Source organism: Streptomyces bluensis, assembly GCF_014650715.1.
GTDB classification, from domain to species: Bacteria; Actinomycetota; Actinomycetes; order Streptomycetales; family Streptomycetaceae; genus Streptomyces; species Streptomyces bluensis.
Genome location: NZ_BMVM01000001.1, coordinates 787,617 through 811,432, shown reverse-complemented (window position 1 = coordinate 811,432; position 23,816 = coordinate 787,617). Strand labels below are relative to the sequence as shown.

General features: G+C 72.9%; 19 protein-coding genes and 2 pseudogenes. 7 read left to right on the top strand and 14 right to left on the bottom strand.

What is annotated here, in order from left to right; all coding sequences use genetic code 11:
* Positions 1-142 precede the first annotated feature (142 nt).
* A complete protein-coding gene (locus tag IE262_RS03695) occupies positions 143-571 on the bottom strand; it encodes a PPOX class F420-dependent oxidoreductase (RefSeq protein WP_189871195.1) in 429 nt (142 codons plus the stop codon).
* Between the two features lie 95 nt (positions 572-666).
* Between IE262_RS03695 and IE262_RS03690 the strand changes: the two genes are divergently transcribed.
* Together IE262_RS03690 and IE262_RS03685 are read left to right on the top strand one after the other, a co-directional pair.
* A complete protein-coding gene (locus IE262_RS03690) occupies positions 667-1,068 on the top strand; it encodes a roadblock/LC7 domain-containing protein (RefSeq protein ID WP_189871193.1) in 402 nt (133 codons plus the stop codon).
* Between the two features lie 135 nt (positions 1,069-1,203).
* Entirely contained in the window at positions 1,204-2,196 is a 993-nt protein-coding gene (locus IE262_RS03685; protein ID WP_229877080.1) for a DUF6397 family protein, read from the top strand.
* 116 nt (positions 2,197-2,312) lie between these two features.
* Here IE262_RS03685 and IE262_RS40145 read toward each other — a convergent pair whose 3' ends face one another.
* The 3 genes and pseudogenes from IE262_RS40145 to IE262_RS03670 form a co-directional block, all read right to left on the bottom strand.
* Positions 2,313-2,609 (bottom strand): acyl-CoA thioesterase, encoded by a 297-nt coding sequence (locus IE262_RS40145; protein WP_268249559.1) that lies wholly within the window; start codon positions 2,607-2,609, stop codon positions 2,313-2,315.
* Between the two features lie 46 nt (positions 2,610-2,655).
* A complete protein-coding gene (locus tag IE262_RS03675; protein WP_189871192.1) occupies positions 2,656-4,161 on the bottom strand; it encodes a cryptochrome/photolyase family protein in 1,506 nt (501 codons plus the stop codon).
* Positions 4,158-4,672: pseudogene (locus IE262_RS03670) on the bottom strand (FAD-binding domain-containing protein). The gene IE262_RS03675 and the pseudogene IE262_RS03670 overlap by 4 nt, the downstream one beginning before the upstream one ends.
* A 42-nt stretch (positions 4,673-4,714) precedes the next feature.
* Between IE262_RS03670 and IE262_RS39310 the strand changes: the two are divergent.
* Positions 4,715-4,896: pseudogene (locus tag IE262_RS39310) on the top strand (amine oxidase); the annotation flags it as partial.
* Between the two features lie 283 nt (positions 4,897-5,179).
* On the opposite strand, the gene IE262_RS03665 reads toward IE262_RS39310, so the two are convergent.
* The 4 genes from IE262_RS03665 to IE262_RS03650 are packed head-to-tail and all read right to left on the bottom strand — an operon-like array spanning position 5,180 to position 10,309.
* Complete coding sequence (locus IE262_RS03665; RefSeq protein WP_189871643.1) at positions 5,180-6,175, bottom strand: Rieske (2Fe-2S) protein; 996 nt, start codon at positions 6,173-6,175, stop codon at positions 5,180-5,182.
* 11 nt (positions 6,176-6,186) lie between these two features.
* Positions 6,187-7,218: a phytoene/squalene synthase family protein gene (locus IE262_RS03660; protein ID WP_189871190.1), complete on the bottom strand. Its 1,032-nt coding sequence runs from the start codon at positions 7,216-7,218 to the stop codon at positions 6,187-6,189.
* Positions 7,215-8,981, bottom strand: coding sequence for a phytoene desaturase family protein (gene crtI / locus IE262_RS03655; protein ID WP_134030806.1), 1,767 nt, complete (start codon positions 8,979-8,981; stop codon positions 7,215-7,217). The genes IE262_RS03660 and crtI overlap by 4 nt, the downstream gene beginning before the upstream one ends.
* Complete coding sequence (locus IE262_RS03650) at positions 8,978-10,309, bottom strand: polyprenyl synthetase family protein (RefSeq protein ID WP_189871188.1); 1,332 nt, start codon at positions 10,307-10,309, stop codon at positions 8,978-8,980. Before IE262_RS03650 ends, crtI begins: the two co-directional genes overlap by 4 nt.
* Before the next feature lie 326 nt (positions 10,310-10,635).
* Here IE262_RS03650 and IE262_RS03645 point away from each other — a divergent pair, with 326 nt between their 5' ends.
* From IE262_RS03645 to IE262_RS03635, 3 genes are read left to right on the top strand one after another with little or no spacing between them, the layout of a single operon-like run.
* Positions 10,636-11,919, top strand: coding sequence for a lycopene cyclase family protein (locus IE262_RS03645; protein ID WP_229877079.1), 1,284 nt, complete (start codon positions 10,636-10,638; stop codon positions 11,917-11,919).
* Positions 11,916-12,644 (top strand): methyltransferase domain-containing protein, encoded by a 729-nt coding sequence (locus IE262_RS03640; protein ID WP_189871186.1) that lies wholly within the window; start codon positions 11,916-11,918, stop codon positions 12,642-12,644. The genes IE262_RS03645 and IE262_RS03640 overlap by 4 nt, the downstream gene beginning before the upstream one ends.
* Positions 12,641-14,236, top strand: coding sequence for an FAD-dependent oxidoreductase (locus tag IE262_RS03635; RefSeq protein WP_189871184.1), 1,596 nt, complete (start codon positions 12,641-12,643; stop codon positions 14,234-14,236). Before IE262_RS03640 ends, IE262_RS03635 begins: the two co-directional genes overlap by 4 nt.
* A 335-nt stretch (positions 14,237-14,571) precedes the next feature.
* Here IE262_RS03635 and IE262_RS03630 read toward each other — a convergent pair whose 3' ends face one another.
* Positions 14,572-15,444 (bottom strand): acyl-CoA thioesterase, encoded by an 873-nt coding sequence (locus tag IE262_RS03630; RefSeq protein WP_134030794.1) that lies wholly within the window; start codon positions 15,442-15,444, stop codon positions 14,572-14,574.
* A 19-nt stretch (positions 15,445-15,463) separates the two neighbouring features.
* Positions 15,464-17,977, bottom strand: coding sequence for a DEAD/DEAH box helicase (locus IE262_RS03625; RefSeq protein WP_189871181.1), 2,514 nt, complete (start codon positions 17,975-17,977; stop codon positions 15,464-15,466).
* 145 nt (positions 17,978-18,122) lie between these two features.
* Here IE262_RS03625 and IE262_RS03620 point away from each other — a divergent pair, with 145 nt between their 5' ends.
* Positions 18,123-18,914 (top strand): metal-dependent hydrolase, encoded by a 792-nt coding sequence (locus tag IE262_RS03620; RefSeq protein ID WP_134030787.1) that lies wholly within the window; start codon positions 18,123-18,125, stop codon positions 18,912-18,914.
* Positions 18,915-19,048: 134 nt separating this feature from the next.
* On the opposite strand, the gene IE262_RS03615 is transcribed toward IE262_RS03620, so the two are convergent.
* From IE262_RS03615 to IE262_RS03600, 4 genes are all read right to left on the bottom strand, one after another.
* Positions 19,049-19,303, bottom strand: coding sequence for a type B 50S ribosomal protein L31 (locus IE262_RS03615; RefSeq protein ID WP_134030783.1), 255 nt, complete (start codon positions 19,301-19,303; stop codon positions 19,049-19,051).
* 25 nt (positions 19,304-19,328) lie between these two features.
* Complete coding sequence (locus IE262_RS03610; RefSeq protein WP_134030780.1) at positions 19,329-19,799, bottom strand: DUF5709 domain-containing protein; 471 nt, start codon at positions 19,797-19,799, stop codon at positions 19,329-19,331.
* Between the two features lie 261 nt (positions 19,800-20,060).
* Entirely contained in the window at positions 20,061-21,842 is a 1,782-nt protein-coding gene (locus IE262_RS03605) for an ABC transporter ATP-binding protein (protein WP_189871179.1), read from the bottom strand.
* Positions 21,839-23,698, bottom strand: a complete 1,860-nt coding sequence (locus IE262_RS03600) for an ABC transporter ATP-binding protein (protein ID WP_189871176.1) — start codon at positions 23,696-23,698, stop codon at positions 21,839-21,841. Before IE262_RS03600 ends, IE262_RS03605 begins: the two co-directional genes overlap by 4 nt.
* Positions 23,699-23,816 lie beyond the last annotated feature (118 nt).

Below are 23,816 nucleotides of genomic sequence, written 5' to 3'. Positions count from 1 at the left end.
GCGCGGAGAGAGGCACGGTGCACATGGCGGGGTCAGGGCTGTCCTGTCCCGGTACCTCTTCGCACGTACGGCGCCTCGTGGAGTACGCCGGGCGGGTGCGCACCCGCCCGGCGTACTCGACTCCGTGGGCTGACAGCGGGTTCTAGTCGACTACGCCCGCGTACGCCACAACCTTGTCCACCCGTACGCGGACGAGGAGCTCACCCGGAACCCCGTTCCGGGCACCGAACTCCTCGGCCCGGTCCTCGCCCATGTAACGCCCGCCGATCCGTGTGGCCCAGCGACGGACCTCGTCCAGATCCTCCGACAGCTCGGCCCGCCCCTCAAGGACGACGAAGCCGTACGGGGGCCGGCCGTCGTCCACGCACAGGGCGACCCGGCCGTCCCTGGCCAGATTCCGCCCCTTGACGGTGTCCTGCCCGGTGTTGAAGACCACGTCGTCACCGTCCAGCAAGAACCAGACCGGGGTGACGTGGGGCCGTCCGTCAGCGCGAACGGTCGAGAGTTTGCCGGTGCGGGTCCCGTGCGAAACGAAGGCCCGCCATTGCTCGTCGGTCATCTTCTGTGCCATGTACTCATCTTGCTTGCCCGGACGGCGGAGGTGGGGAAGGCTGATACGTCGGATCCTCCGGCCAGGGGGGAACGACACCACGGGGAGAACTGAACATGCCGCAGAAGGCGGGACTGGGCTGGCTGTTGGACGACCTGACCGAGCGCGTCGAACAGGTACGGCACGCCATGGTGCTGTCCAGTGACGGGCTCGTTACGGGCGCGAGCACGGGGCTGAGACGCGAGGACGCCGAACACCTCGCCGCCGTCGCCTCCGGGCTGCACAGCCTCGCCAAGGGTTCCGGTCGCCACTTCGGCGCCGGTCACGTGCGTCAGACCATGGTCGAGTTCGACGACGCGGTGCTGTTCGTCAGCGCGGCGGGCGAGGGCAGCTGCCTGTGCGTGCTCAGCGCCGCGGAAGTCGACATCGGCCAGGTCGCCTACGAGATGACTCTGCTCGTGAACCGCGTCGGAGAGCACCTCGGCCTGGACGCGCGCCAGCCGCAACGTGCGCCATAGGCCTCTGACCTGCTGTTTCGTCGAGGCTGGAGGAGTTATCCACAGGCCTGCCGCGATGTCCGGCAAAACGGTTACGGTTTTTCCGATGCGAGCGCAGACCAGCGCCGGCACGTCATCGCACGGGGGAGAACCGTCATGTCCGGAAACACCGCCACCCAGTCCGTCACGGCCATCGTGCCCACCGCCCCGGCCCGCCCCCGGGTACGCGACACCTCGCTCTCACAGAGCCGCGCAGCACGGGAACTGGGGCTGAAACGGGGAGAGTTCGACCTCGCCGTCCACCTGGGCTGTATCCGCACCGTGGCCGACGACGGAGGCGGAGGCCTCCACGTCACCCGGGCGGAGATCGACCGGGTGAGCTCCGAGAGCGGCTTTCCCGAAACGCTGAGGGAGCGCGTCAGGGCGGTGGGCACCTCCGACGGCGCGGCCATGCTGGACGTGACGACCGCCCGGTTCACACGCCTCGCCCGCCTGGGCCAGGTGGCACCGGTCAAGTTCTATCTGAACCGCTACAGGGCGGTGGTCTGGCTGTATCTCGCGGAGGAACTCCGGCAGTACGCAGCGGACGAGAAGAATGCCCCGTTGCTGACCGGGCGTACGCCGGAACACCTGCGCGACCAGTTGGATGAGGGTCTGGACCTCCGCCCCCGAAACTGGCGGGGACGCCACCTCGGATTCCTGTTGCGCCAGGCCGAGGACCTCTGGGCGCGGGCCGCGGCCGTGGCGTCGCTCCTCGACCCCGTCCAGGTCGCGGAGATCGTCCGCGACCCCTACGAACGCGCCTACCTGAACCGCCTTCGACCCGCACAGCCGGCCCACGGCGCGCCCGGCTCACCGGCCGCGCAGGTCGCCGCGAACATCACGACGGCCGAATACCCCGACGAGATCGACTGGCTGCGGTCCGATCTGCGACAGACCGTCGCCGAGGCCCGCGAGCACCGGCCGGCGCCACGACCCGGGCCGAAGGCACCGTCGCCGCCGGGTGCGGTACAGCATGGAGTGCCGGTGGTGCGGGCATCGAACGCCGTACGGTCGGGAGAGCTGGCGTGCGGGCAGCCGTCCCACCCCGGCGAGGCTCCGGAGAATCCACGCGGCCTGCTCGGATGGCTGCGTCGTCGAACCCCCTGATCGGCCAACCGGCCCAACCGGCCCAACCGGCCCAACCGGCCCAACCGGCCCAACCGGTCCAAGCGGCCCAACCGGACGAACCGACCGACCAGCCCGGACCCGGGTCGAGGGACACGTCAGGTTTCGAGCTTCCGGAACAGTCCTTCCTGGACGACCGAGACGAGCAGGCGTCCCTCCAGGTCGTAGATACGGCCCCGGGCCAGCCCGCGGCCGCCCACCGCGATCGGGGACTCCTGGTCGTAGAGGAACCACTCGTCCGCGCGGAACGGCCGGTGGAACCACATGGTGTGGGCGGCGGGAGAAGCCGCGAGTGCTCGGTGACCTGTACGTTTCTGGTGTAGGGAGCGCCTGGGCCCTCTTGCCGCAGGCTGTTTCCCGGCAGGTGACGTGGCGCCGCACGACGAATCGGGCAGCTGGCAGCCGCCCCTCTACGTCACGAGGCCCGAACCGGCCGCCGCCTCACGGTGCCTTGCCCGCCCGCCGCCGCTCCTGCCGCAGCACCTCGTCGAGGTCGCCGAGCCGGTCCAGGCCCTTTACCGCGCGCCGCATGCGGGCGTTGCCGGACAGCAGCCGCCGGTGCCGGTGCAGGAAGGCCCAGTACCCGGCGGTGTAGGGGCACGCACGCGGGCCGGTGCGTTCGGTGGGCCGGTAGGCGCAGCCGTCGCACAGGTCGCTCATGCGGTGGAGGTAGGCGCCGCCCGACGTGTACGGCTTGGTGGTCATCCGGCCGCCGTCGGCGTACTGGGACATACCCACCACGTTCGGCACCATCACCCAGTCGTGGCCGTCGACGAAGCAGCGGTGGAACCAGTCGGTCACCGCGGCGGGGTCCCAGCCACGCTGCAGGGCGTGGCTGCCCAGCACCATGAGCCGGGGAATGTGATGCGTCCACCCGGTGTCGCGCACCTGGGCGAGTACCGTGGCCAGGCAGCGCGCGGTGACCGCGTCCGCGTCCAGCTCCGCGAAGTACTCCGGAAGCTGCTCCGTGTGCCCGAGCGTGTTGCCGTGCCGGTAGTCCTCGCCGAAGTGCCAGTACAGCTGCCAGACATACTCCCGCCAGCCCGCGACCTGCCGAACGAAGCCCTCCGCGCTGTTCACCGGGACGGTGCCCTCCCGCCAGGCCCGCTCGGCCCGCTCCACGCACTCAACCGGGTGCAGCAGCCCCAGGTTCAGCGAGGACGACAGCAGACTGTGGCTCATCACCGGATCACCGATGAGCACCGCGTCCTCGTACGGTCCGAAAAAGGCCAGCCGGTGGTCCACGAAACGCCGCAGGGCCGACAGCGCCTCCCGCCTGGTGGCGGGGAAGCGTCGGGGCCCGTCCCGGCCGACGAACCGCACCCCGTCCTCGCGTTCCCACCGGTCGAGATCGTCGCGCACCTCGGCGTCGATGTCGTCCTCCCGCGGCCTGTACGGGCCCGGCACATCGAGCGATCGGGCGCCGCGCGGCGGCGGCTCGCGGTTGGCGTGGTCGTGGCTGAGCCTGCCGCCGGCCGGGTGGCCGCCCTCCATCAGCAGGTCGTGCTCCCGGCGCACCCAGCGGTAGAAGTCCTCCTGGAGCAGCCGCCCACCGCGTCCCTCGGCCCAGCCGGCGAACTCCTCGCGCGTCACCAGGAAGCCCCGGGCGGGCAGTACCCGCACCTGGGGCAGGGAGCGCACCAGCCGGAGCGCCGCGTACGAGGTGGGATGGCACACCGTGACCGGCGCGCCGCCCACCGTGCGGCGCAGGCCCTCACGGTAGGTCTCGGCGCGTACGTAGGTGACACGCCGGCCCAGTTCAGCCGCGCGGTGCCGCATCGCGGAGAGCACCAGGTGCGCCTTGGCACGGTGCAAGCGGCGCCGCCGGAGCACCGACCTGGCTTCGATCATCACCACGGGCGCCCCGCGACCGGGGCCGCCCTCACCGGTCGGCGTGAGGAAGTGCGGGCCGAGCTGGTCGCCGAAGATCCAGTGCGGGGTCGTCATGGCAGGGAGGCCTTCCGCGCGGGCGGGGTGCGGCATACACCTGTTGAGGCGTTGCCAGCGGCGGCCGACGGCGCGTCGGATGTCCTCCCACCGGACGTCACGAGCGTCCCCGGGCCCGCCTGAAGCGGGTCGAGGCCCTCCGCCAGCGACACCCCCGGCGCGGGGTAACAGGTCCCCGCGTGCTCCTTCGCCACACGCTTCCACGGCTCGTGCACGACGTTCCCCTCGGCGTTCCGACAGTTCCTCGACCCGGCGCCGCACGTACACTGCGCCGGGGTCGTACCGCTTGCCCCGGGCGACGGGCTGAGCACCCGGTGGGGCCGGGTGCCGGCGCCCGTGCCGGCCATCCACTGCCAGTTCAGCTGGTTGTTCGCCATGTCGCCACCGACCAGCAGGCCAGGAAGTGCCGGGCGCCCACCCGCCAGTCGACGTACAGCGTCTTGGTGAGGAAGCTCGCGGCCGGCAGCCGGCCCCGGTTGTGCACCCAGCCCTCACGGCGCAGCTGCCGCATCGCCGCGTCATGCCGGCCGACCCGCGCCGCCGCCCGACGCTCGCGCGCACCGTCGCGGACGCGCTGCCCGCCATTCCGCCGCCGTGGCCGCTCACCGGACCTGTCGCACCGCGCCGGGCTGCCATGTCTGCGGGGTCCACCGCGGCACGGGTTCCGTTCAGGGCGCCCTCGCCTGTGGCGCGCGAGCGGCCCGGGAGGTGCTGGTGGACCTCGGTGGAGACTGAACGCGCACCACCGTCGCACCCCGGGCGCGGACGTTCAGGTGCCGAACCGGATACGGGGCGCGCCCGCCCGCGCAGGCTGTCGACACGCGGTGCGGCGCCCCGACGAGGTGGCGTCCCGCGCGGGCGGACGGGCGCGTCCCCTCTCGGCCGCTCCTTCCCTCGGAACGCGTCGAACGGTCGCAGACCCCTGAGACCCCGGCCGGTGCGCAGTGCGGGGCTCCGCCGTCACCCCCTGACCGGTGATCTTCCGGTTCGCGAACGGCCCGGCGGCCCGGTTCGCCGCTCACCCCGGAAAGCGGCCCGTGGACCGCAGCTGCCAGCGCCGCTCGGCGTAGGCCAGGTCGTCTCGCCACAGCCGCCCCGCCGCGGCGCGCACCAAGGGACGCAGCAGCGGGGCGGCCCGGCGAACGACGGCGAAGCCCGGACGGTGCGAGGCGGCGACGACCGCCTCGATGACGGCGGTACGGGGCCGGCCGGCCCCGTCCGCGTCGAGCGGCGTGACGTGGGTCTCCACGACCGAGCCCGTGCCCTCTCCCTCGGTGATGCGCATGACGACCGTGCGGGGGTCGGGCGTGGTGAAGACGGCGCGGACCGGCACGACCAGCCGACCCGCCACCTTGAAGGACACGTCGACGATCAGGGCGTCGGGGCCGTCGTCCACCGCGCCGTCCGGGCCGTCCGGTGCGTCGAGCACCGTCAGATCGACGAACGAGTACGGGTGGAACCACGCCCCGTGCCACGGATCGAGCCGGTTGGCCACCACGTCCTCGGGCTCACAGGCACCCACTCCGGTGTAGACGGCCGTCAGGGCGCGCGAAGGCTCGGGCCGACGCGGTACGACCGGTTCGTCCAGCGGCTCCTCGCCGCCCACCGCGTCCAGCCGCGCCCACACCAGAACCCCGTCGTCGTGCACCGGCAGCGGCGACCAGCCCCCCTGGGGGTCGCCGTCCAGGGCCAGTCCGTGCCAGTGGCACACCAGAGTCCCGCGGCACACCGGACTGTCCCGCAGCGGTGCCCCCATGTGCGGGCAGATCCCCGGTCCGCCGACGAGGCGCCCGTCGGGCCCCCGCCACACCACGACCTCCTGCCCCGCCACCGTCCGCGCCAGTTTGCCGTCCCCCGACAGGGAACGGGAGGCGCCGACGACGTACCAGTTACCGGACGGGCGGCCCTGCGCCCGCTTCAGCGCCCCTGCGATCGACCCGGGCCGCGCCTCGCGCCAGGTGGACCGCTGACGCTCCCAGGGCACGGCACGGCGGCGCAGTGACAGCAGCGGCATGCGACGGCGGTTCACGCGACCTCCTCGGCGGAGCGGACGGCCGTCGCCGGCGAGAGCGCGGGCGCGCGCAGGGTGCGGTCGCGAGCGGGCGGCCGGTGCCCGGCACGGGTCCGCGCACGCAGCCGGGCCGCCGCCAGCCGAGCCAGCCCGTCGGCGGCGACCACCGCCCTGCGCCGTCGCTGCACCACCGACCGCCGGTGCAGCACCGCGTAGCCGTCGCGGGCGACGGCGTCCAGGATGCCGCCGTACAGGACGGCCGCGGTGCGGATGCACGGCCGCGCCACCGGTTCGAGCAGTTCGACACCGGGCATCGCCGCCCGGTAGACGCCACGGGTCAGTGCCTCGAACTCCCTGAGCGCGGCGATGATCCGGCGGTCCGGGTGGCCCGTCGCGCGGCTCCAGATCAGCAGCTCCCGGTCCACGCCGTGATCGGCGAGCAGGTCGGCGGGCAGGTAGACGCGCCCGCGGTCCAGGTCCTCGCCGACATCCCGCAGGAAGTTGCTCAGCTGGAAGGCGACGCCGAGCGCCGCGGCGTACGGCGCGGCCTCCTCCCTCGGCACCACCGTGCCGAGTACGGGCAGCATTTCGAGCCCGATCACCGCGGCCGACCCGTGCATGTACGCGCGCAGGTCGGCGTAGGTGGAGTAGGCGGTCACGACCAGGTCGGAACGCATCGCGGTCATGAAGTCCCGGAAGTGGGCGTGGTCGATGGCGTAGCGGCGGGCGGTGTCGGCGAGCGCGCGTACCACGGGCTCGCCGCTGCCGCCCTGCCGCAGCCCCGTCTCCAACTCCTCCTGGAGGCGGGTCAGCGCCCGCACCCGCGCGTCCGTTTCTGCGCCTGGGGCGGGAGAGTCGACGATGTCGTCGGCCCAGCGGGCGAAGCCGTACAGGGCATGTACGGCGGGCCGCCGCTCGACGGGCAGCAGCCGGGTGGCGAGGAAGTAGGTCCTGCCGTGCCGGGCGTTGAGGGCACGGCAGTGGCGGTAGGCCGCACGCAGCGCCGGATCGGTGACTCCCGCCGAGTCCAGCTCTCGATCGATCATCCTGTCCTGCCTTCGCTCGCGGGGGCCGTGGGGTCGGCCGGGGGGCTTCCCGGCAGCGGAGACCGCCGTGTGGCGGCCGGGGAGTTCGGCGATGAGGCCGGCGGCTCCTGCGCGGCGGTGAGGCGGTTGCGAGGCGCCTCATGCGCCGGTGGGACGGCCGCCGCCCCGCGCCCGACGCCCCCGGACCAGGACGGCACCCGGAGGTGAGCGGGGGCCGGGGCGCCGGCCCGCTCCGCAGGAGCGCCGGTCGGGGAGGGACGCGAGCGGGGGCTCTTCCGCCCGGGTACGCCCGTGACGCGGGCCGCGGCCAGCTTGCCCGACAGCAGCACGGTCGGCACGCCGACGCCAGGTGTGGTGCCGCAGCCGGCCAGGACCGCGTTCTGTGTGCCGCGCACCAGGTTGCGCGGCCGGAACGGCCCGGTCTGGGCGAACGTGTGGGCCGCCGAGAAGGGGGTTCCGGCGGCGTGCCCCCGGGCGTGCCAGTCGGCCGGGGTGATCAGGCACTCCTCCTCGATGGAGGCTTCGACGCCCTGCAGGCCGCGCCGCTCCAGTTCCCGCAGCAGCGAGTCCCGGTAGCGCGGGCCGATGTCGGACCAGGCCGCCGCGTCCGGGCCGACGTCGGTGTTGGGGCAGGGGGCGAGGATGTAGTGCAGGTGACGGCCCGGCGGCGCGAGGCCGGCATCGGTGGCGGTGGGGCGAGTGACGAGCAGCGACGGATCGCTCATCAGCCGCCCGGCCCGGGTGAGTTCGTCGAACGTGGTGTGCCATGCAGCACCGAAGGAGATCGTGTGGTGGGCGAGGCGGGGCCAGGTGCGGTCCGTGCCGGCGTGCAGCACGACCGCGGAGGGGGAGTGGCGCAGTGCGATCGGTCTGCGCGGCCGGCGTCCGAGCAGCCTGTAGGTGACGGGCAGGTCGGGGGTGAGGACGACCGCGTCGCACGGGATGCGGCCGGAGTCGGTGACGACGGCCGTGATGCGTTCGCCCGAGCGCTCCAGGCGGGTCACCGTCTGCCCGAACCGCAGGTCGGCGCCGGCCGCGGCGGCCGCCTGGGCCATCGCCCGCGGCAGCGCGTGCATCCCGCCCCGGGGGAAGTACACGCCGGCGACGGTGTCCATGTAGGCGATGACCGCGTAGGCGGCCAGCGCCCGCGCCGGCGGCACACCCGCGTACAGGGCCTGGAAGGAGAACACCCGGCGCAACCGCTCGTCGCTCAGGAATCGGCCGATCCGGGCGTCCAGGCGGCCGAAGCCGCCCAGGGCGGCCAGCCGGGCGAGATCGGCGTTGAGCAGCCCGAACGGTGAGTCGAAGTTGGCGTCGATGAACCGGCGGATCTGAGCCCGGTACAGCCGCTGAAGCCAGTCGCGCAGCCGACGGTAGCCCGCTGCCTCGGCCGCCCCGGCGAACCGCTCCACCTCCGCGGCCATGGCGTCCGCGCCGGTGTGCACGTCGAGGCTGCTGCCGTCAGCGAAGCAGGCCCGGTAGGCAGGGTGCAGGGGGATCAGCTCGACCCGCTCGTACAGGCTGTCGCCGACGGCGGCGAACGCCTCGTCGGCCAGGTCCGGCATGGTCAGCACGGTCGGTCCGGTGTCGATCCGGTAGCCGGCCAGGTCGAGTCGTCCGGCCCGGCCGCCGGGCAGCTCCTCGCGGTCGACGACGGTGACCCGGCGTCCGGCGCCCAGCAGGTGCAGCGCCGCCGACAGCCCGGCGAGTCCGGCGCCGACGACCACCACGTGGTCCGTGGGACCGGGCAGCGTACGAGTCACCGGCCACCCCTCTCACCGCCGTGGGCATGGGTCGGGTACGGACCGTGCCCGGGCCGCAGAGGTACGGCGGCACCCCCCTCCGGCCGTGCCCCGGCCGCCGCGAGCAGCAGACTGCGCAGCCGCCCGGCGCCCTCCGGGTCGAGCGGGGCGCCGTCGAAGTGCCGCAGCCCTTGTGCGGTGAGCCGGTCGATCTTGTTCTCCACGGTGGCCCGCGCGCCAGTCGCGATCAGCACGTTCCGCACCTCCTCAAGATCGCGCTCGGTGAGCGCCGCGTCACCGAGCCACCGGTCCAGGACGGCCAGCGCGGCGCCGTCGCCGGCGGCCTCGGCCCGCGCGCGGGCGACCGCGACCAGATAGGTGGGCTTGCCCTCCCGGATGTCCCCGCCGCACGCCTTGCCGGTCTCCCGCGGGTCGCCGAAGACGTCGTCCAGGTCGTCGCGCAGTTGGAACGCCATGCCGACGCAGTGTCCCGCGTCGCACAGCCGGCGCAGGGTCACCTCGTCCGCGCCCGCCAGGGCGCCCCCCAGGGCGAGGGGCCGCTCCACCGAGTAGACGGCACTCTTCAGGTCGGCGGCGCGCAACGCGCGGGGCAGGGACCGCGCGGCCGTGATCTGGCCCCGCACGTCCAGGTACTGGCCCGCCACCATCTCCGTGCGCATGTCGCTCCACAATCGCCGCACCACCACCGCCGTCCAGGGCGCCAGCGGCGTCTCCGCCACCAGGTCGTCGGCCCAGGCCAGCGCCAGATCCCCGGCGAGGACGGCCGCCGACTGCCCGAACCGTTCGGCCCGCTCGGCCCCCGCCCGGCCCGTGTACTCGCCGGCCAGCTCCGTGTGCAGCGTGGGCCGACCACGCCGCAGCGCGGCCCGGTCCATCACGTCGTCGTGGACGAGTGCGCACGTCTGGAGCAGTTCCAGGGCGCTTCCGATCCGCAGCGCCGCTGCCGCGGACGACGGGTCACGGCCCGCGCAGGCCCGTGAGCCCCACCACACCAACTGCGCGCGCCTGCGCTTGCCGCCCTGCAGCGTGAAGCGTGCCACCCGTGCGGCCAGTTCCCCGGCGAACAAGCGATCCGCCAGCCGTGCGCGGCGCAGGCGCTCCGCCAGCGCCTGGTCGAGCACCCGGCCGACGGCGCCGGACACGTCGGCGTCGACCTCGCGCACATCGACGGATCCGGCGGCAAGCGGTCCGCTCGCCGCGGGGCAGGTCCGGTCGTGGCCGTCGCCGCCGGCGGCCACCGGCCTGCGCGGGAGTGACGCCACGGGCGTCGCGGCGACCGGCCGCGGCGGCGCGGTCGCAGGGTGGTCCTTCGTGTGGGTGGGCCGCATCCCGGTTCCCTCCGTCGTGTCTGTGTCCGTCGTTCCCGTCACCCGTCTGCCTCGGCGCGGGCGGCGTGGACGGATGCGCGAACACCCCACGCGATCGCGGCGACCACCGGGGATCCGTCCCCTCCACCGTGCCGTGTCCCGTGCTCGGCCGCTCGCCGCCAGGAGGTGCCTTGCATCCGCCGGGGTACACAATCCGGAAGACCAGGCAGGGACATCCGGGGGTGGGCGCCGTACCTCTCACCGCCGGTTCGGCGGCCCGTCACCGCCGTGGGACGGGCCGCTGCGAGCCGATCGACCGGGGAAGCACACCGAGGAAGGGAGAGGCCGTGCCGGAGACGGACGTGGCCGTCGTGGGTGCGGGCGCAGCCGGGCTGTCGCTGGCCCACCGGCTCGCCGGGCACGTCCCCGGCCTGCGGACACCTTCCGTGGTGCTGGTCGACGCGCCGCCCGGCCCGCTGCGGCCGCCACCGCGGACCTGGTGCTACTGGACGGTGGGCTCCGGCCGGTTCGAGGCGGCCGTGCGGGCCGAGTGGCGGCGGCTGAGGGTGCGCCCGCGCACCGGCGCCCCGGTCGAGGGGGACATCGCCCCGCTGCGGTACCGCATGATCCGCTCCGACGACTTCGAGCGCCTTGTCTCGCGGGAACTGGACCGTAGCCCTCATGTGCGGCGCCTGGAAGCGACCGTCGAAGCGGTGGAGGACGTGCCCGGTGGCGCTCACGTCCACCTGAGGGACCCGAGCGGACGGGCGCGGGTGCTCAGCGCCCACTGGGTGTTCGACTCCCGCCCCCCTGGCAGCCTGCCGGCCGCCCGCACCATCCTGCTGCAGCACTTCCACGGCTGGTTCGTGCGCACCGCCCGGCCCGTCTTCGACCCGGTCGCCGTGGAGCTGATGGACTTCCGCACCCCGCAGCCCACCCACGGCCTGTCCTTCGGCTACGTCCTGCCGACCGGGCCGTGCGAGGCGCTCGTCGAGTACACCGAGTTCTCCCGGCGCACCCTCACTCCGGACCGCTACGAGGCCGCCGTGCGGCACTACGCCGACGAGGTGCTGCGGCTCGGCGAACGGCAGGTCCTGGCCACCGAGACCGGCGTCATCCCGATGACCGACGCGCCGATGCCCCGGCAGACCGGAGCCTCGGTCTTCCGTATCGGCGCCGCCGGCGGAGCGACCCGCCCCGCCACCGGCTACACCTTCGCCGGACTGCAGCGCCAGACCGCAGCCGTCGCCGACGCCCTGCGACGCGGGCGACGCCCGGTACCGCCCGCCGCCCACCCGGCGCGCTCCCGTCTCATGGACGCCGTTCTGCTACGGGCCCTGGACAGTGGCAGGGCCGACGGTCCCGAACTGTTCAGCCACCTGTTCGCCCGCGTGCCCATGACACGGCTGCTGCGCTTCCTCGACGGGGACACCCGCCTGCACGAGGACCTGTCCATCGGCCTGCGCACACCCGTCGGGCCGATGCTGCGCTCCGCCCTGGAGCTGCCCCGCCTACCCCGCCGCCCCTTCGACCCGCCCGCGGCACCGCATCCGCCGGCACTCCCCGCCCCCTGGCCGCTCCCCGCGCCGGACCCGTCCGCCCCGCACCTTCCCCCGACGGAGACCGCATGACGCTGCTGCGCGACGAGCGCCTCGTCGCCGCCTTCGACCACGCCTCCCGCACCTACGACACGCTCGTGGCCGCCAACCCCGGCTACCACGCCCACCTGCGCCGCTCGGTGCGCCGGCTCGGCCTGCCCGGACGGGGTCAAGGGCTGCGCCTGCTCGACCTCGGCTGCGGCACTGGTGCCTCCACCGCCGCGCTGCGATCCGTCCTGCCCGCCGCGGACATCACGGCCGTGGACGCCTCGGCCGGCATGCTTCGGCGGGCCGCGGCCAAACCGTGGGCGGACGGGGTGACGTTCGTGCACACCTCCGCCGAGCGGCTGTCCGAGGCCGGGGTGCGCGGCCCCTACGACGCTGTGTTCGCGGCTTATCTCTTCCGCAACGTCGGCGATCCCGACGCCGTCCTCGCCGCCGTGCGCGGGCTGTTGCGGCCGGGCGGCAGGCTCGGCGTGCACGAGTACACCCTTCGCGGGCGCCGCGCCGACCGCGCGGTGTGGACGCTGGTGTGCCGGGGCTTTGTGCAACCCGTCGCGACTCTGCTGGGGGACGGGCCGCTGTACCGGCACCTGTGGCGCAGCGTGGTGGAGTTCGACACGGCCGGGTGCTTCGCGCGGCGGCTCGGCGCGGCCGGCTTCGACCGGGTCCGCGCCCTGCCCCTGCCGGGCTGGCAGACGGGCATCGCCCACACCTTCGTCGCCCGCCGGGCGCACGGGGACAGGGAGGAGGCATGAGCACCGGGCATCAGGGCGCGCCGCACCAGGGCGCCGCGCGCCGGGGACGCGACCGGCGGGCCCGGACCCTCCCCGCCCGGCCCGGCGTCTCCCGGGTGCAGGGAACCCCGCCGTCGGTCGCGGTGGTCGGTGCGGGCATCGCCGGCCTGGCCGCCGCCACCGCGCTCGCCGAACGCGGGGTGGCCGTCACCCTGTATGAGAAGCGGCCGTATCTGGGCGGGCGGGTCGGCGGCTGGCCGACCGAGCTGCGCGACGGCACCACGACGACCATGAGCCGTGGCTTCCACGCGTTCTTCCGCCAGTACTACAACCTGCGCGGACTGCTGCGCCGAACCGACCCCGGCCTGGAGCGGCTCACCGGCCTTCCGGACTACCCGCTGCTCAACTCCGGCGGGCTGCACGACAGTTTCCGGCACGTCCCGCGCACCCCGCCGCTCAGCGCGCTCGGCTTCGTGGCGCTCAGCCCCTCCTTCCGGCTCGCGGACCTGCGCGCCATGGACCCGTCGGCGGCGCTGCCCCTGCTGGACGTGCGCGTGCCGGAGGTGTACGGCCGCCTTGACGGCACCAGCGCCCATGACTTCCTGGGGGCCGTACGCTTCCCCGACAACGCCCGTCATCTGGCCTTCGAGGTGTTCTCCCGCAGCTTCTTCGCCGACCCCCGGGAGTTGTCGGCGGCCGAGATGGCGCTGATGTTCCACATCTACTTCCTCGGTTCCGCCGAAGGGCTGCTGTTCGACGTGCCCCGGGCTCCCTTCCCGGCCGCACTGTGGGAGCCGCTCGCCAGCTATCTGGCCCTGCACCGCGCGGAGGTGCGCACCGGTACGGCTGTCGAGCACATCGAGCCCATCCCGGTCGGCGGTCTCGTGGTCACCACCGGCCGCGACGAGCGTCACCACGACGGGGTCGTGCTCGCTCTGGACAGCGCCGGGCTGCGCTCGCTGGTCGGGCGCAGCCGACAACTGGGCGACGCGCCCTGGCGCGAGCGGATCGGACGGCTGCGTACCGCACCGCCCTTCCTGGTCAGCCGACTGTGGTTGGACCGGCCCGTCGCAGCCGACCGGCCCGGCTTCCTCGGCACCAGCGGCTTCGGCACCCTCGACAACATCAGCGTGCTGGAGCGCTACGAGGACGAGGCGGCCCGCTGGAGCGCGCGCACGGGTGGCTCCGTCGTCGAACTGCACGCCTACGCCGTACCGCCCGGAGCCGCCCGGGACGTCGAACAGAAGCACCTCCTCGGCCAACTGCACCGCGTTTACCCGGAGACCGGCACGGCCGCGGTCCTCGACGCCCGCCATGAATGGCACGACGACTGCCCCCTGTTCCCCGTGGATGGCTACGGCGACCGTCCCACCGTCCGCACCCCGCACCCACGGCTGGTCGTGGCCGGCGACCTGGTCCGCACCGGTCTGCCCGTGGCGCTCATGGAACGGGCGGCCACAAGTGGCTTCCTCGCGGCCAACTTCTTGCTGGAGCAGTGGGGGGTGCGGGGCCAGACGCTGTGGACGGTGCCGGACCGCGGGCGGAGCGCGATCCTGAGGACCCTGGCCGCCATCTGGGGGCGGACGCCCGCCGCCCGCGGGCGGCGGGGCTGAACGGCCGCGCCGAACCGGACGCGTGGGCGACGGCTCGCCGCAGAGCCCGGCTGCCGCGAGGTGCGCCGCCCGTGAGGCCGGGAGACGCACACTCGCCGTGCGGCCGCTGGGCGCGTGGCCGGTGCTCGCGCCGGAACCGGTCCGCGTCCCCGCGGAGGTCGATCAGACCTACTGGGGCAATCACTGTGGGGTGCGATGAAACCGCGGCGAGACACAAGTGGGATGCGCCTCGGCCACGCCCCCTGCTTCGTTCTCGGCAAGAACGCCGCGATGACCGGCCCGCGGAGCGTCGCACGACGGGACGCAGGCCGGTCGACGATCGGTAAAGCCCCAGGTCAGCCCAGCTTGCGGAACAGTCCCTCCTGGACCACGGACACGATGAGCTGCCCTTCGAGGTTGTAGATACGGCCCCGGGCCAGCCCGCGGCCGCCCACCGCGATCGGGGACTCCTGGTCGTAGAGGAACCACTCGTCGGCGCGGAACGGCCGGTGGAACCACATGGCGTGGTCCAGCGACGCCATGTCGAAACCGCGCGGACCCCACAGGGGTTCCACCGGGATGCGGACCGCGTCCAGGAGGGTCATGTCGCTCGCGTACGTCAGGGCGCAGGTGTGCACCAGCGGGTCGTCGCCCAGCGGCCCGACTGCCCGCATCCACACCGCGCTGCGCGGCTCGGCGTTCTCGATCTCGTCGTGCGTCCAGCGCAGCCGGTCCACATAACGTATGTCGAAGGGCTGACGCCGTGCCATGCGCTCCAACCGCTCGGGCAGCGCGCCCACATGCTCCCTGATCTCCTCGGCGAGTGTCGGCAGCGACTCGGGGTCCGGCACCTGCCGGGCCGGCGGCAGCTGATGCTCGAAGCTCCCCTCTTCAGGCTTGTGAAAGGAGGCGGTCAGATTGAAGATCGTGCGGCCCTGCTGCACGGCGGTGACCCGCCGGGTGGTGAACGACCGCCCGTCCCGAACCCGCTCGACCTGGTACACGATCGGCACCCCCGGGCGGCCGGGACGCAGGAAGTACGCGTGCAGCGAGTGCACCGGCCGGTCGCCCTCCGTGGTGCGTCCGGCGGCGACGAGTGCCTGGCCGGCCACCTGGCCGCCGAAGACCCGCTGCAGGGACTCCAGTGGGCTGCGGCCGCGGAAGATGTTGACCTCGATCTGCTCCAGGTCGAGCAGGTCGACGAGGCGCTCGGCGGGGTTGGTCGTCATGTCCTGGTCTCTCCAGTGCTCACAGCTGGCCTACGTCGGTGACTCTGACGACTGCGCGTCCCTCGGCATCGGACGCCGCGAGGTCGACCTCCGCGCTGATGCCCCAGTCATGATCGCCATTCGGGTCGGCGAAGGTCTGGCGGACCCTCCACAGCCCGTTCTGCGGCTCCTCCTCGATCATCAGCAGCCGGGGACCGCGTGCGTCCGGGCCGGTGCCCAGTTCCTCGTACTCGTCCCAGTACGTGCCCATCGCCTCGCCCCACCGCTCGGCGTCCCAGCCGGCGTCCGCGTCCATCTCGCCGAGTTCGTCGATCTGGTCGAGGGCGGCGAGTTCCACCCGGCGGAACATGGCGTTGCGGACGAGGACCCGGAAGGCGCGCGCGTTCGCGGTGACCGGCTTGACCTGGTCGGCCTTTTCCTGGGCCTCCTCGGCGGTCATCTCCTCCGGATTGGCGAGCTGCTCCCACTCGTCGAGGAGGCTGGAGTCGACCTGGCGCACCATCTCACCGAGCCAGGCGATCAGGTCCTCCAGGTCATCCGACTTGAGGTCGTCGGGGACGGTGTGGTCGAGGGCCTTGTAGGCACTGGCGAGGTAGCGCAGCACGATGCCCTCGGTGCGGGCGAGCTCGTAGAAGGACACGAACTCGGTGAAGGACAGCGCCCGTTCGTACATGTCGCGGATGACGGACTTCGGCGACAGCGGATGGTCACCCACCCACGGGTGGCTCTTGCGGTACGTGTTGTAGGCGTGGAAGAGGAGCTCCTCCAGCGGCTTGGGGTACGACACGTCCTGGAGCCGCTCCATGCGCTCCTCGTACTCGACGCCGTCCGCCTTCATCGCGGCCACGGCCTCGCCGCGCGCCTTGTTCTGCTGGGCGGCGAGGATCTGCCGCGGATCGTCCAGCGTGGACTCGACGACGGACACCATGTCGAGGGCGTAGGAAGGGGACTCGGGATCCAGCAGCTCGAACGCGGCGAGGGCGAATGTCGACAGCGGCTGATTGAGCGCGAAGTCCTGCTGGAGGTCGACCGTCAGGCGGACGATACGGCCGGTGGCGTCCGGCTCGTCGAGTTTCTCCACGATGCCGCCGTCGAGGAGCGAGCGGTAGATGGCGATAGCCCGCCGGACGTGCCGCAGCTGCTGCTTGCGCGGCTCGTGGTTGTCCTCCAGAAGCCGCCGCATCGCTTCGAAGGCGTTGCCGGGGCGGGCGATGACCGACAGCAGCATCGTATGCGTGACCCGAAAGCGGGACGTGAGGGGTTCCGGCTCGGAGGCGATGAGCTTCTCGAAGGTGTTCTCCGTCCAGCCGACGAAGCCCTCGGGCGCCTTCTTGCGGACCACCTTGCGGCGTTTCTTGGGATCGTCGCCGGCCTTGGCGAGCGCCTTCTCGTTCTCGATGACGTGCTCGGGAGCCTGCGCCACCACAAAGCCCGCCGTGTCGAAGCCGGCGCGGCCGGCCCGCCCCGCGATCTGGTGGAACTCCCGGGCACGGAGGGTCCGTACCCGGTTACCGTCGTACTTGGTCAAGGCGGTGAACAGCACCGTCCGGATGGGTACGTTGACGCCGACGCCGAGGGTGTCCGTGCCGCAGATGACCTTCAGCAGACCGGCCTGGGCCAGCTTCTCCACCAGGCGCCGGTACTTGGGCAGCATGCCGGCATGGTGCACACCGATGCCGTGCCTTACGTAACGGGACAGGTTGCGGCCGAACTTGGTGGTGAAGCGGAAGTTGCCGATCAGCTCGGCGATCTTGTCCTTCTCCTCCCGCGAGCACATGTTGATGCTCATCAGCGCCTGCGCCCGCTCCACGGCCTGCGCCTGTGTGAAGTGCACGATGTAAACGGGAGCCTGTTTGGTCTCCAGCAGCTCCGTGAGCGTCTCCGTGAGCGGGGTGAGCCGGTACGCGTAGGAAAGGGGGACGGGCCGGGTCGCCGAGCGGACCACCGAGGTGGGGCGGCCGGTGCGGCGGGTGAGGTCCTTCTCGAACATCGAGACATCGCCGAGCGTCGCCGACATCAGGATGAACTGCGCCTGCGGCAGCTCAAGGATCGGGATCTGCCACGCCCAGCCGCGGTCGCCCTCCGCGTAGAAGTGGAACTCGTCCATCACGACCTGGCCGACGTCGGCGTCCTTGCCGTCGCGCAGCGCGATCGACGCGAGCACCTCGGCGGTGCAGCAGATGACGGGCGCGTCCGCGTTCACGGAGGCGTCGCCGGTCAGCATGCCGACGTTCTCGGTGCCGAAGAGCTTGCACAGCTCGAAGAACTTCTCCGAGACCAGGGCCTTGATCGGCGCTGTGTAGAAGGTGACCTCGTCCCGGGCGAGCGCCGCGAAGTGGGCACCCGCGGCGATCATGCTCTTGCCGGAACCGGTGGGCGTCGACACGATCACGTTGGCCCCGGAGACCACCTCGATCAGCGCCTCCTCCTGGTGCGGATAGAGGGTGAGACCGCGCTCCTGGGCCCACGACTCGAAGGCGTCGAACAAGGCATCGGGGTCGGCGGTCTGCGGCAGCTGATCGATGAGGGTCACGCACCCATCTTGCCTGCCGTCCCACCTGATAGGGGAATCGGCTGCGAGTGCCAAGATCATGAACGCTACGCTGTGGCGCCGACGGAGTGTCAGAGCACTCTGACAACTGGGCAGCGGCACAACGGGAATGGGGCGGGACGCGGCCATGATGGGACCAGCACACTCACTGTCGGGGGCCGCGGCCTGGCTCGGCGTCGGGGCGGCTGCCGCAGCGGCAGGGCACACGATGCCCTGGCCGGTCCTGCTGATCGGTTCGCTGGTCTGTGCGGGCGCCGCGCTCGCCCCGGACCTGGACCACAAGGCGGCCACCATCTCCCGGTCCTTCGGTCCTCTCTCGCGCTGGCTGTGCGAGATCGTCGACAAGCTCTCGTACGCCGTCTACAAGGCGACGAGGAAGCCGGGCGACCCGCGTCGCTCCGGCGGGCACCGCACGTTGACGCACACCTGGCTGTGGGCGGTGCTGATCGGCGCCGGCTTCGCCGTCGCGGCGATGGCCGGGGGCCGGTGGGCGGTGCTGGCCATCCTCTTCGTCCACATGGTGCTCGCCATCGAAGGGCTGCTGTGGCGTGCGGCCCGGCCCAGCAGCGATGTCCTGGTGTGGCTGCTGGCCGCCACCAGCGCCTGGATCCTCGCGGACATACTCGACCAGCCGGGCAGCGGGGCGGACTGGCTGTTCACCGCGCCGGGGCAGGAGTACCTGTGGCTTGGGCTGCCCGTCCTCCTCGGCGCCCTGGTGCACGATCTTGGGGACGCGCTGACGATCTCCGGCTGCCCGATCCTGTGGCCCATACCCGTGGGCCGCAAGCGCTGGTACCCCGTGGGCCCACCGAAGGCCATGCGGTTCCGCGCCGGAAGCTGGGTCGAGCTGAAGGTGCTGATGCCGGTGTTCATGCTTCTCGGGGGAGTGGGCTGCGCGGCGGCGCTGAACTTCGTCTGAGAGCTGAAACTCATCTGAGTGAGGGGCCCGACCGGGCGGCGCGGACCGACGGGTCGCCGCTCCCGGGCTCGCGGGCTCCAGCCTGGCCGCCGGGCGCCCGAAGGCCTTGCCCCCAGCCGGCGCCCCGGGCCGTCTCAGGCTGTGCCACCGCCGCCGTAACGCCGCTCGAACCGGGCGATGCGGCCCTCGGAGTCCACGGTCCGCGCCCTGCCCGTGTAGAAGGGGTGGCTCTCCGAGGAGATCTCGACATCGACGACCGGGTACGTCTCGCCGTCGTCCCACTCGATGGTCTGGTCGCTGGTGGCGGTCGACCGGGTGAGGAAGGCGTAGCCGGCGGCGCGGTCGCGGAAGACCACGGAGTGGTAGTCGGGGTGCTTGTCCTGCTGCATGGTGCTCCTTCGCGGGAGGGCGGCGTCAGCCGGACGGGTTGTCCTCGTCGACGATGTGCATCGCGGCCTCCTCGGCCGACGCCGCCGCACCGTCGATGCCCACGTCGGTGGCGACCAGACCGCTCTCCTCGTCTTCGTGCGCGCCCTCGTCGGGGGCGACGAGACGGCCGGAGCGGGCGTCACCCACCTCGTTGTCCAGGGGTTCGCCGTCGGTGCCCTGACAGTCGCCGATGTCGTCTCCGTCGGGGGCTCGGATGTCCGGCTGTTCTTCGGAGAGCCGCTGCTCCAGGGTCTCGCCCCGTTGACGCTCGGCGGCGGTCACACCGGTGCTTTCCACCGCCCACGGCCGCTCCGGGGGTGACCAGCCCCGGTCCAGCGGATCGGCGACCCCGTCCGTCTCCAGGGTGTCCTCGGAGTCCAGCAGTCCGGAGTCTTCCTGGATGTCGGATGCGTCGGGCTGGTAGACGTCGTCCCCCCATCCTTCGGTGCTGTCCACGGCTTCCTCCAGTTGGTGGGACGGGGGCCCGGTGTCACCTCCAGCGTTCCACTCGGCTTCGGCACCGTGCAACGGCAGCGACCATGGCTTTTCAGTGGTGCCGTGCAGGTGGCGCGTGCCACCTGCACGGTAGTGACCGGCGTCCCGCCCACGTGCCCGGTACGCGCCCCCGCCGACCCGCGCGGACCGCGTCCATCCCGGTCCCGGCTCGCCCGCCCGCCGGGCACGGGCACCGACGCCGGTGCCCGTGTTCCGGTGCCGTCACCCGTGCCAGGACCTCCACAGCGCCGCGTACGCCCCGTCCGCCGCGACCAACTGGTCATGGCTGCCCAACTCGGTGATGCGGCCGTCCTCGACGACGGCGATGACATCGGCGTCGTGCGCGGTGTGCAGGCGGTGGGCGATGGCCACGACGGTGCGGCCGTCGAGGACGCGGGCGAGGGAGCGTTCGAGGTGGCGGGCCGCGCGCGGGTCGAGGAGCGAGGTGGCCTCGTCCAGGATCAGCGTGTGCGGGTCGGCCAGGACCAGCCGGGCCAGCGCGATCTGCTGGGCCTGCGCCGGGGTCAGCGCGAGGCCACCCGAGCCGACCTCGGTGTCGAGGCCTTCGTCCAGGGCGCGCGCCCAGCCGTCCGCGTCGACTGCGCCGAGGGCCGCCCACAGCTCGGCGTCCTGCGCACCCGTGCGGGCCAGCAGGAGGTTGTCACGCAAGGAGCCCACGAAGACGTGGTGCTCCTGGTTGACGAGTGCCACATGGGAGCGGACGTCCTCGGCCGGCATGCGGGACAGTTCGGCGCCGCCCAGGGTGATGCGGCCGTTCCGGGGCGCGTAGATCCCGGCGAGCAGCCTGCCCAGGGTGGACTTGCCCGCACCGGACGGGCCGACCAGGGCGAGCCGGGTGCCCGGGACGACCTCCAGGGAGACCTTGCGGAGCACGTCGACGCCTGCGCGGTAACCGAAGTGGATCTCATCGGCGTGCACGTGGCGCCCGTCGGGGGTGACGGCAGCGTCACCGGCGTCCGGCTCGATGTCGCGCACGCCCACCAGCCGGGCCAGCGACACCTGCGCGACCTGCAGCTCGTCGTACCAGCGCAGGATCAGGCCCACCGGGTCGACGAGCATCTGTGCGATGAGCGCGCCCGTCGTGAGCTGGCCGATCCCGATCCACCCCTGCAGCACGAACACGCCGCCGATCATCAGGACCGAGCCGAGGACCGTGACATGCGTGATGTTGATGACGGGAAAGAGCACCGAACGCAGCCACAGGGTGTAGCGCTCCCACGCCGTCCACTCCCGGATGCGGCGCTCCGACAGCGCGATGCGCCGCTCGCCGAGCCGATGCGCCTCGACGGTGCGGCCCGCGTCCACGGTCTCCGCGAGGACGGCGGCGACGGCGGCGTACCCGGCGGCCTCCGACCGGTAGGCGGAGGGCGCCCGCTTGAAGTACCAGCGGCAGCCCACCACCAGCAGCGGCAGGGCCACCAGCACGGCGGGCGCGAGCGGCGGCGCGGTCACGGCGAGCCCGCCGAGCAGCAGTCCGGCCCACACCACACCGATCGCGAGCTGGGGCACGGCCTCGCGCATCGCGTTGGCGAGCCGGTCGATGTCCGTGGTGATCCGGGACAGCAGGTCACCCGTCCCCGCCCGCTCCAGCACGCCCGGCGGCAGCCCCACCGACCGTACGAGGAAGTCCTCGCGCAGATCGGCCAGCATCCGCTCGCCGAGCATGGCCCCGCGCAGCCGCACCTGCTGCACGAACACGGCCTGGACGACGAGGGCGGCGAGGAACAGCCCGGCCGTGAGCTCCAGGTGCAGCTCGCGGGCGCCGTCGGAGACGCGCTCGACGAGCCCGCCGAGCAGCCACGGCCCCGCCATCGAGGCCACCACGGCGACCGTGTTCACGGTGACGAGCAGGACGAAGGCACGCCGGTGCCGGCGCAACAGCTCGGTCACATAGGCGCGTACGGTCGCGGGCGCGCCCACGGGCAGGGTGCTCGCCGTGGTCGGGGCGGCCGGGTCGTACGCCGGTGGCGCCACGCCGATCATGCTGTCTCCTCGATCTCTTCCAGTACGCCGCGGGCAGCAGGGCCATGTGCGGCGGCGGTTTCCTCGCCGTGCGGGACGGCTTCGGCCGCCCGTTCTTTGTCCACGGCCTCGCGCAGCGCGGCCTCGTCAGCGGTCTCGCGGGTCACGACCGCCCGGTACCGGGAGTCGCTGTGCAGCAGCTCACGGTGCACGCCCACGGCCACGACCTCCCCGTCGTGCAGCAGCACGACCCGGTCGGCACGGTCCAGCAGCAGCGGAGAGGAGGTGAACACGACCGTCGTACGGGCCGCGCGCAGCGACCGGACGCCCTCGGCGATCCGGGCCTCGGTGTGCGAGTCGACGGCGGACGTCGGCTCGTCCAGGACGAGCACCTCCGGGTCCGTGATCAGCGACCGGGCCAGCGCGAGCCGCTGCCGCTGGCCGCCGGACAGGGACCGGCCACGCTCGGTGATCCGCGTGTCCAGCGGGTCCTCGGCATCCAGCGACCCCTGGGCGAGCGAGTCCAGGACGTCTGCGCACTGCGCTGCGGCCAGCGCCTCGTCGGTGCTCACCGCGCCCGAGGCGGGAACGTCGAGCAGCTCGCGCAGCGAACCGGACAGCAGCACCGGGTCCTTGTCCTGGACCAGGACAGCCGTACGGGCGTGGGAGAGCGGCAGTTCGTCGAGCGGTACACCGCCCAGCAGGACCGATGTGCCCTCCTCGGCCGGATGCCCGCCCAGCCGCTCCGCCAGCAGCCCCGCCGCGTCCGGGTCACCGCACACCACTGCGGTGAGCCGGCCGGCGGGGGCGAGGAGCCCGGTCGAGGGGTCGTACAGGTCGCCGGACGGTACGAGGGCCTCCCGTGACCCGTCGATGTCCGTGGCGCGCTTCAGCGACAGCACCCGGGCGGCCCTTTTGGCGGACGGCCGTGAGAAGGAGTACGCCATCGCGATCTCCTCGAAGTGCCGCAGCGGATACGTCAGCAACATGACCGAGCTGTACACGGTGACGAGTTCACCTACGGTGATCCGGCCCTCGCGGGCCAGGTGCACGCCGTACCAGACGACCGCGATCATCAGCAGACCGGGCAACAGCACCTGAATCGCGGCGATGAGCGCCCACATCCGGGCGCTGCGCACGGCCGCGTGGCGGACCTCCTGCGAGGCCCGGCGGTAGCGTTCCAGGAACAGCTCCTCGCCGCCGATGCCGCGCAGCACCCGCAGGCCCGCGACCGTGTCCGAGGCCAGTTCGGTGGCGCGGCCCGCCTTCTCTCGCTGTTGGTCGGCGCGCCGGGTCGCCTTGGGCAGCAGCGGCAGCACGGCGAGTGCGAGGAGGGGGACGCCCACGGCGACGACGATGCCGAGCGCCGGCTGGTAGACGATCAGGCCGACGCAGACCAGCACCACGGTGAGCGCGGCCGCGGTGAACCGCGACACGGCCTCCACGAACCAGCCGATCTTCTCGACGTCCCCCGTGGAGACCGCGACGACCTCACCGGCCGCCACCCGTCGTGTCAGCGCCGAGCCCAGCAGGGCCGTCTTACGGGCCAGCAGCTGCTGCACGCGGGCGGCGGCGGTGATCCAGTTGGTGACGGCGGACCGGTGCAGGAAGGTGTCACCCAGCGCGATTCCCGCAGCGCAGAGAGCCATCAGCCCACCGGTCAGCGCCAGCCGGCTGCCGGAGCGGTCGACCACGGCCTGCACGGCGAGGCCGACGCAGAACGGCAGACCGCTCACGGCCAGGAAGTGCAGGAGCCCCCAGGCCAGGGCCTTGAGCTGCCCACCGAGCTGGTTCCGGAAGAGCCACCGCAGGAATCGGGGTCCCGAGCGCGCGTCCGGCAGACCCGGGTCGGGATACGGAAGGTCTTGAATCTGCATGACGTCCCAGTGGCTCTAGTCAGGTGGGGGCGGGAGTGGGGGAGAGGCCCGCGCGGACCCGGGCTACCGACCATGACGAGCGGTGGCCACCGGCAGCGCACGCCGACAGCAAACCGTG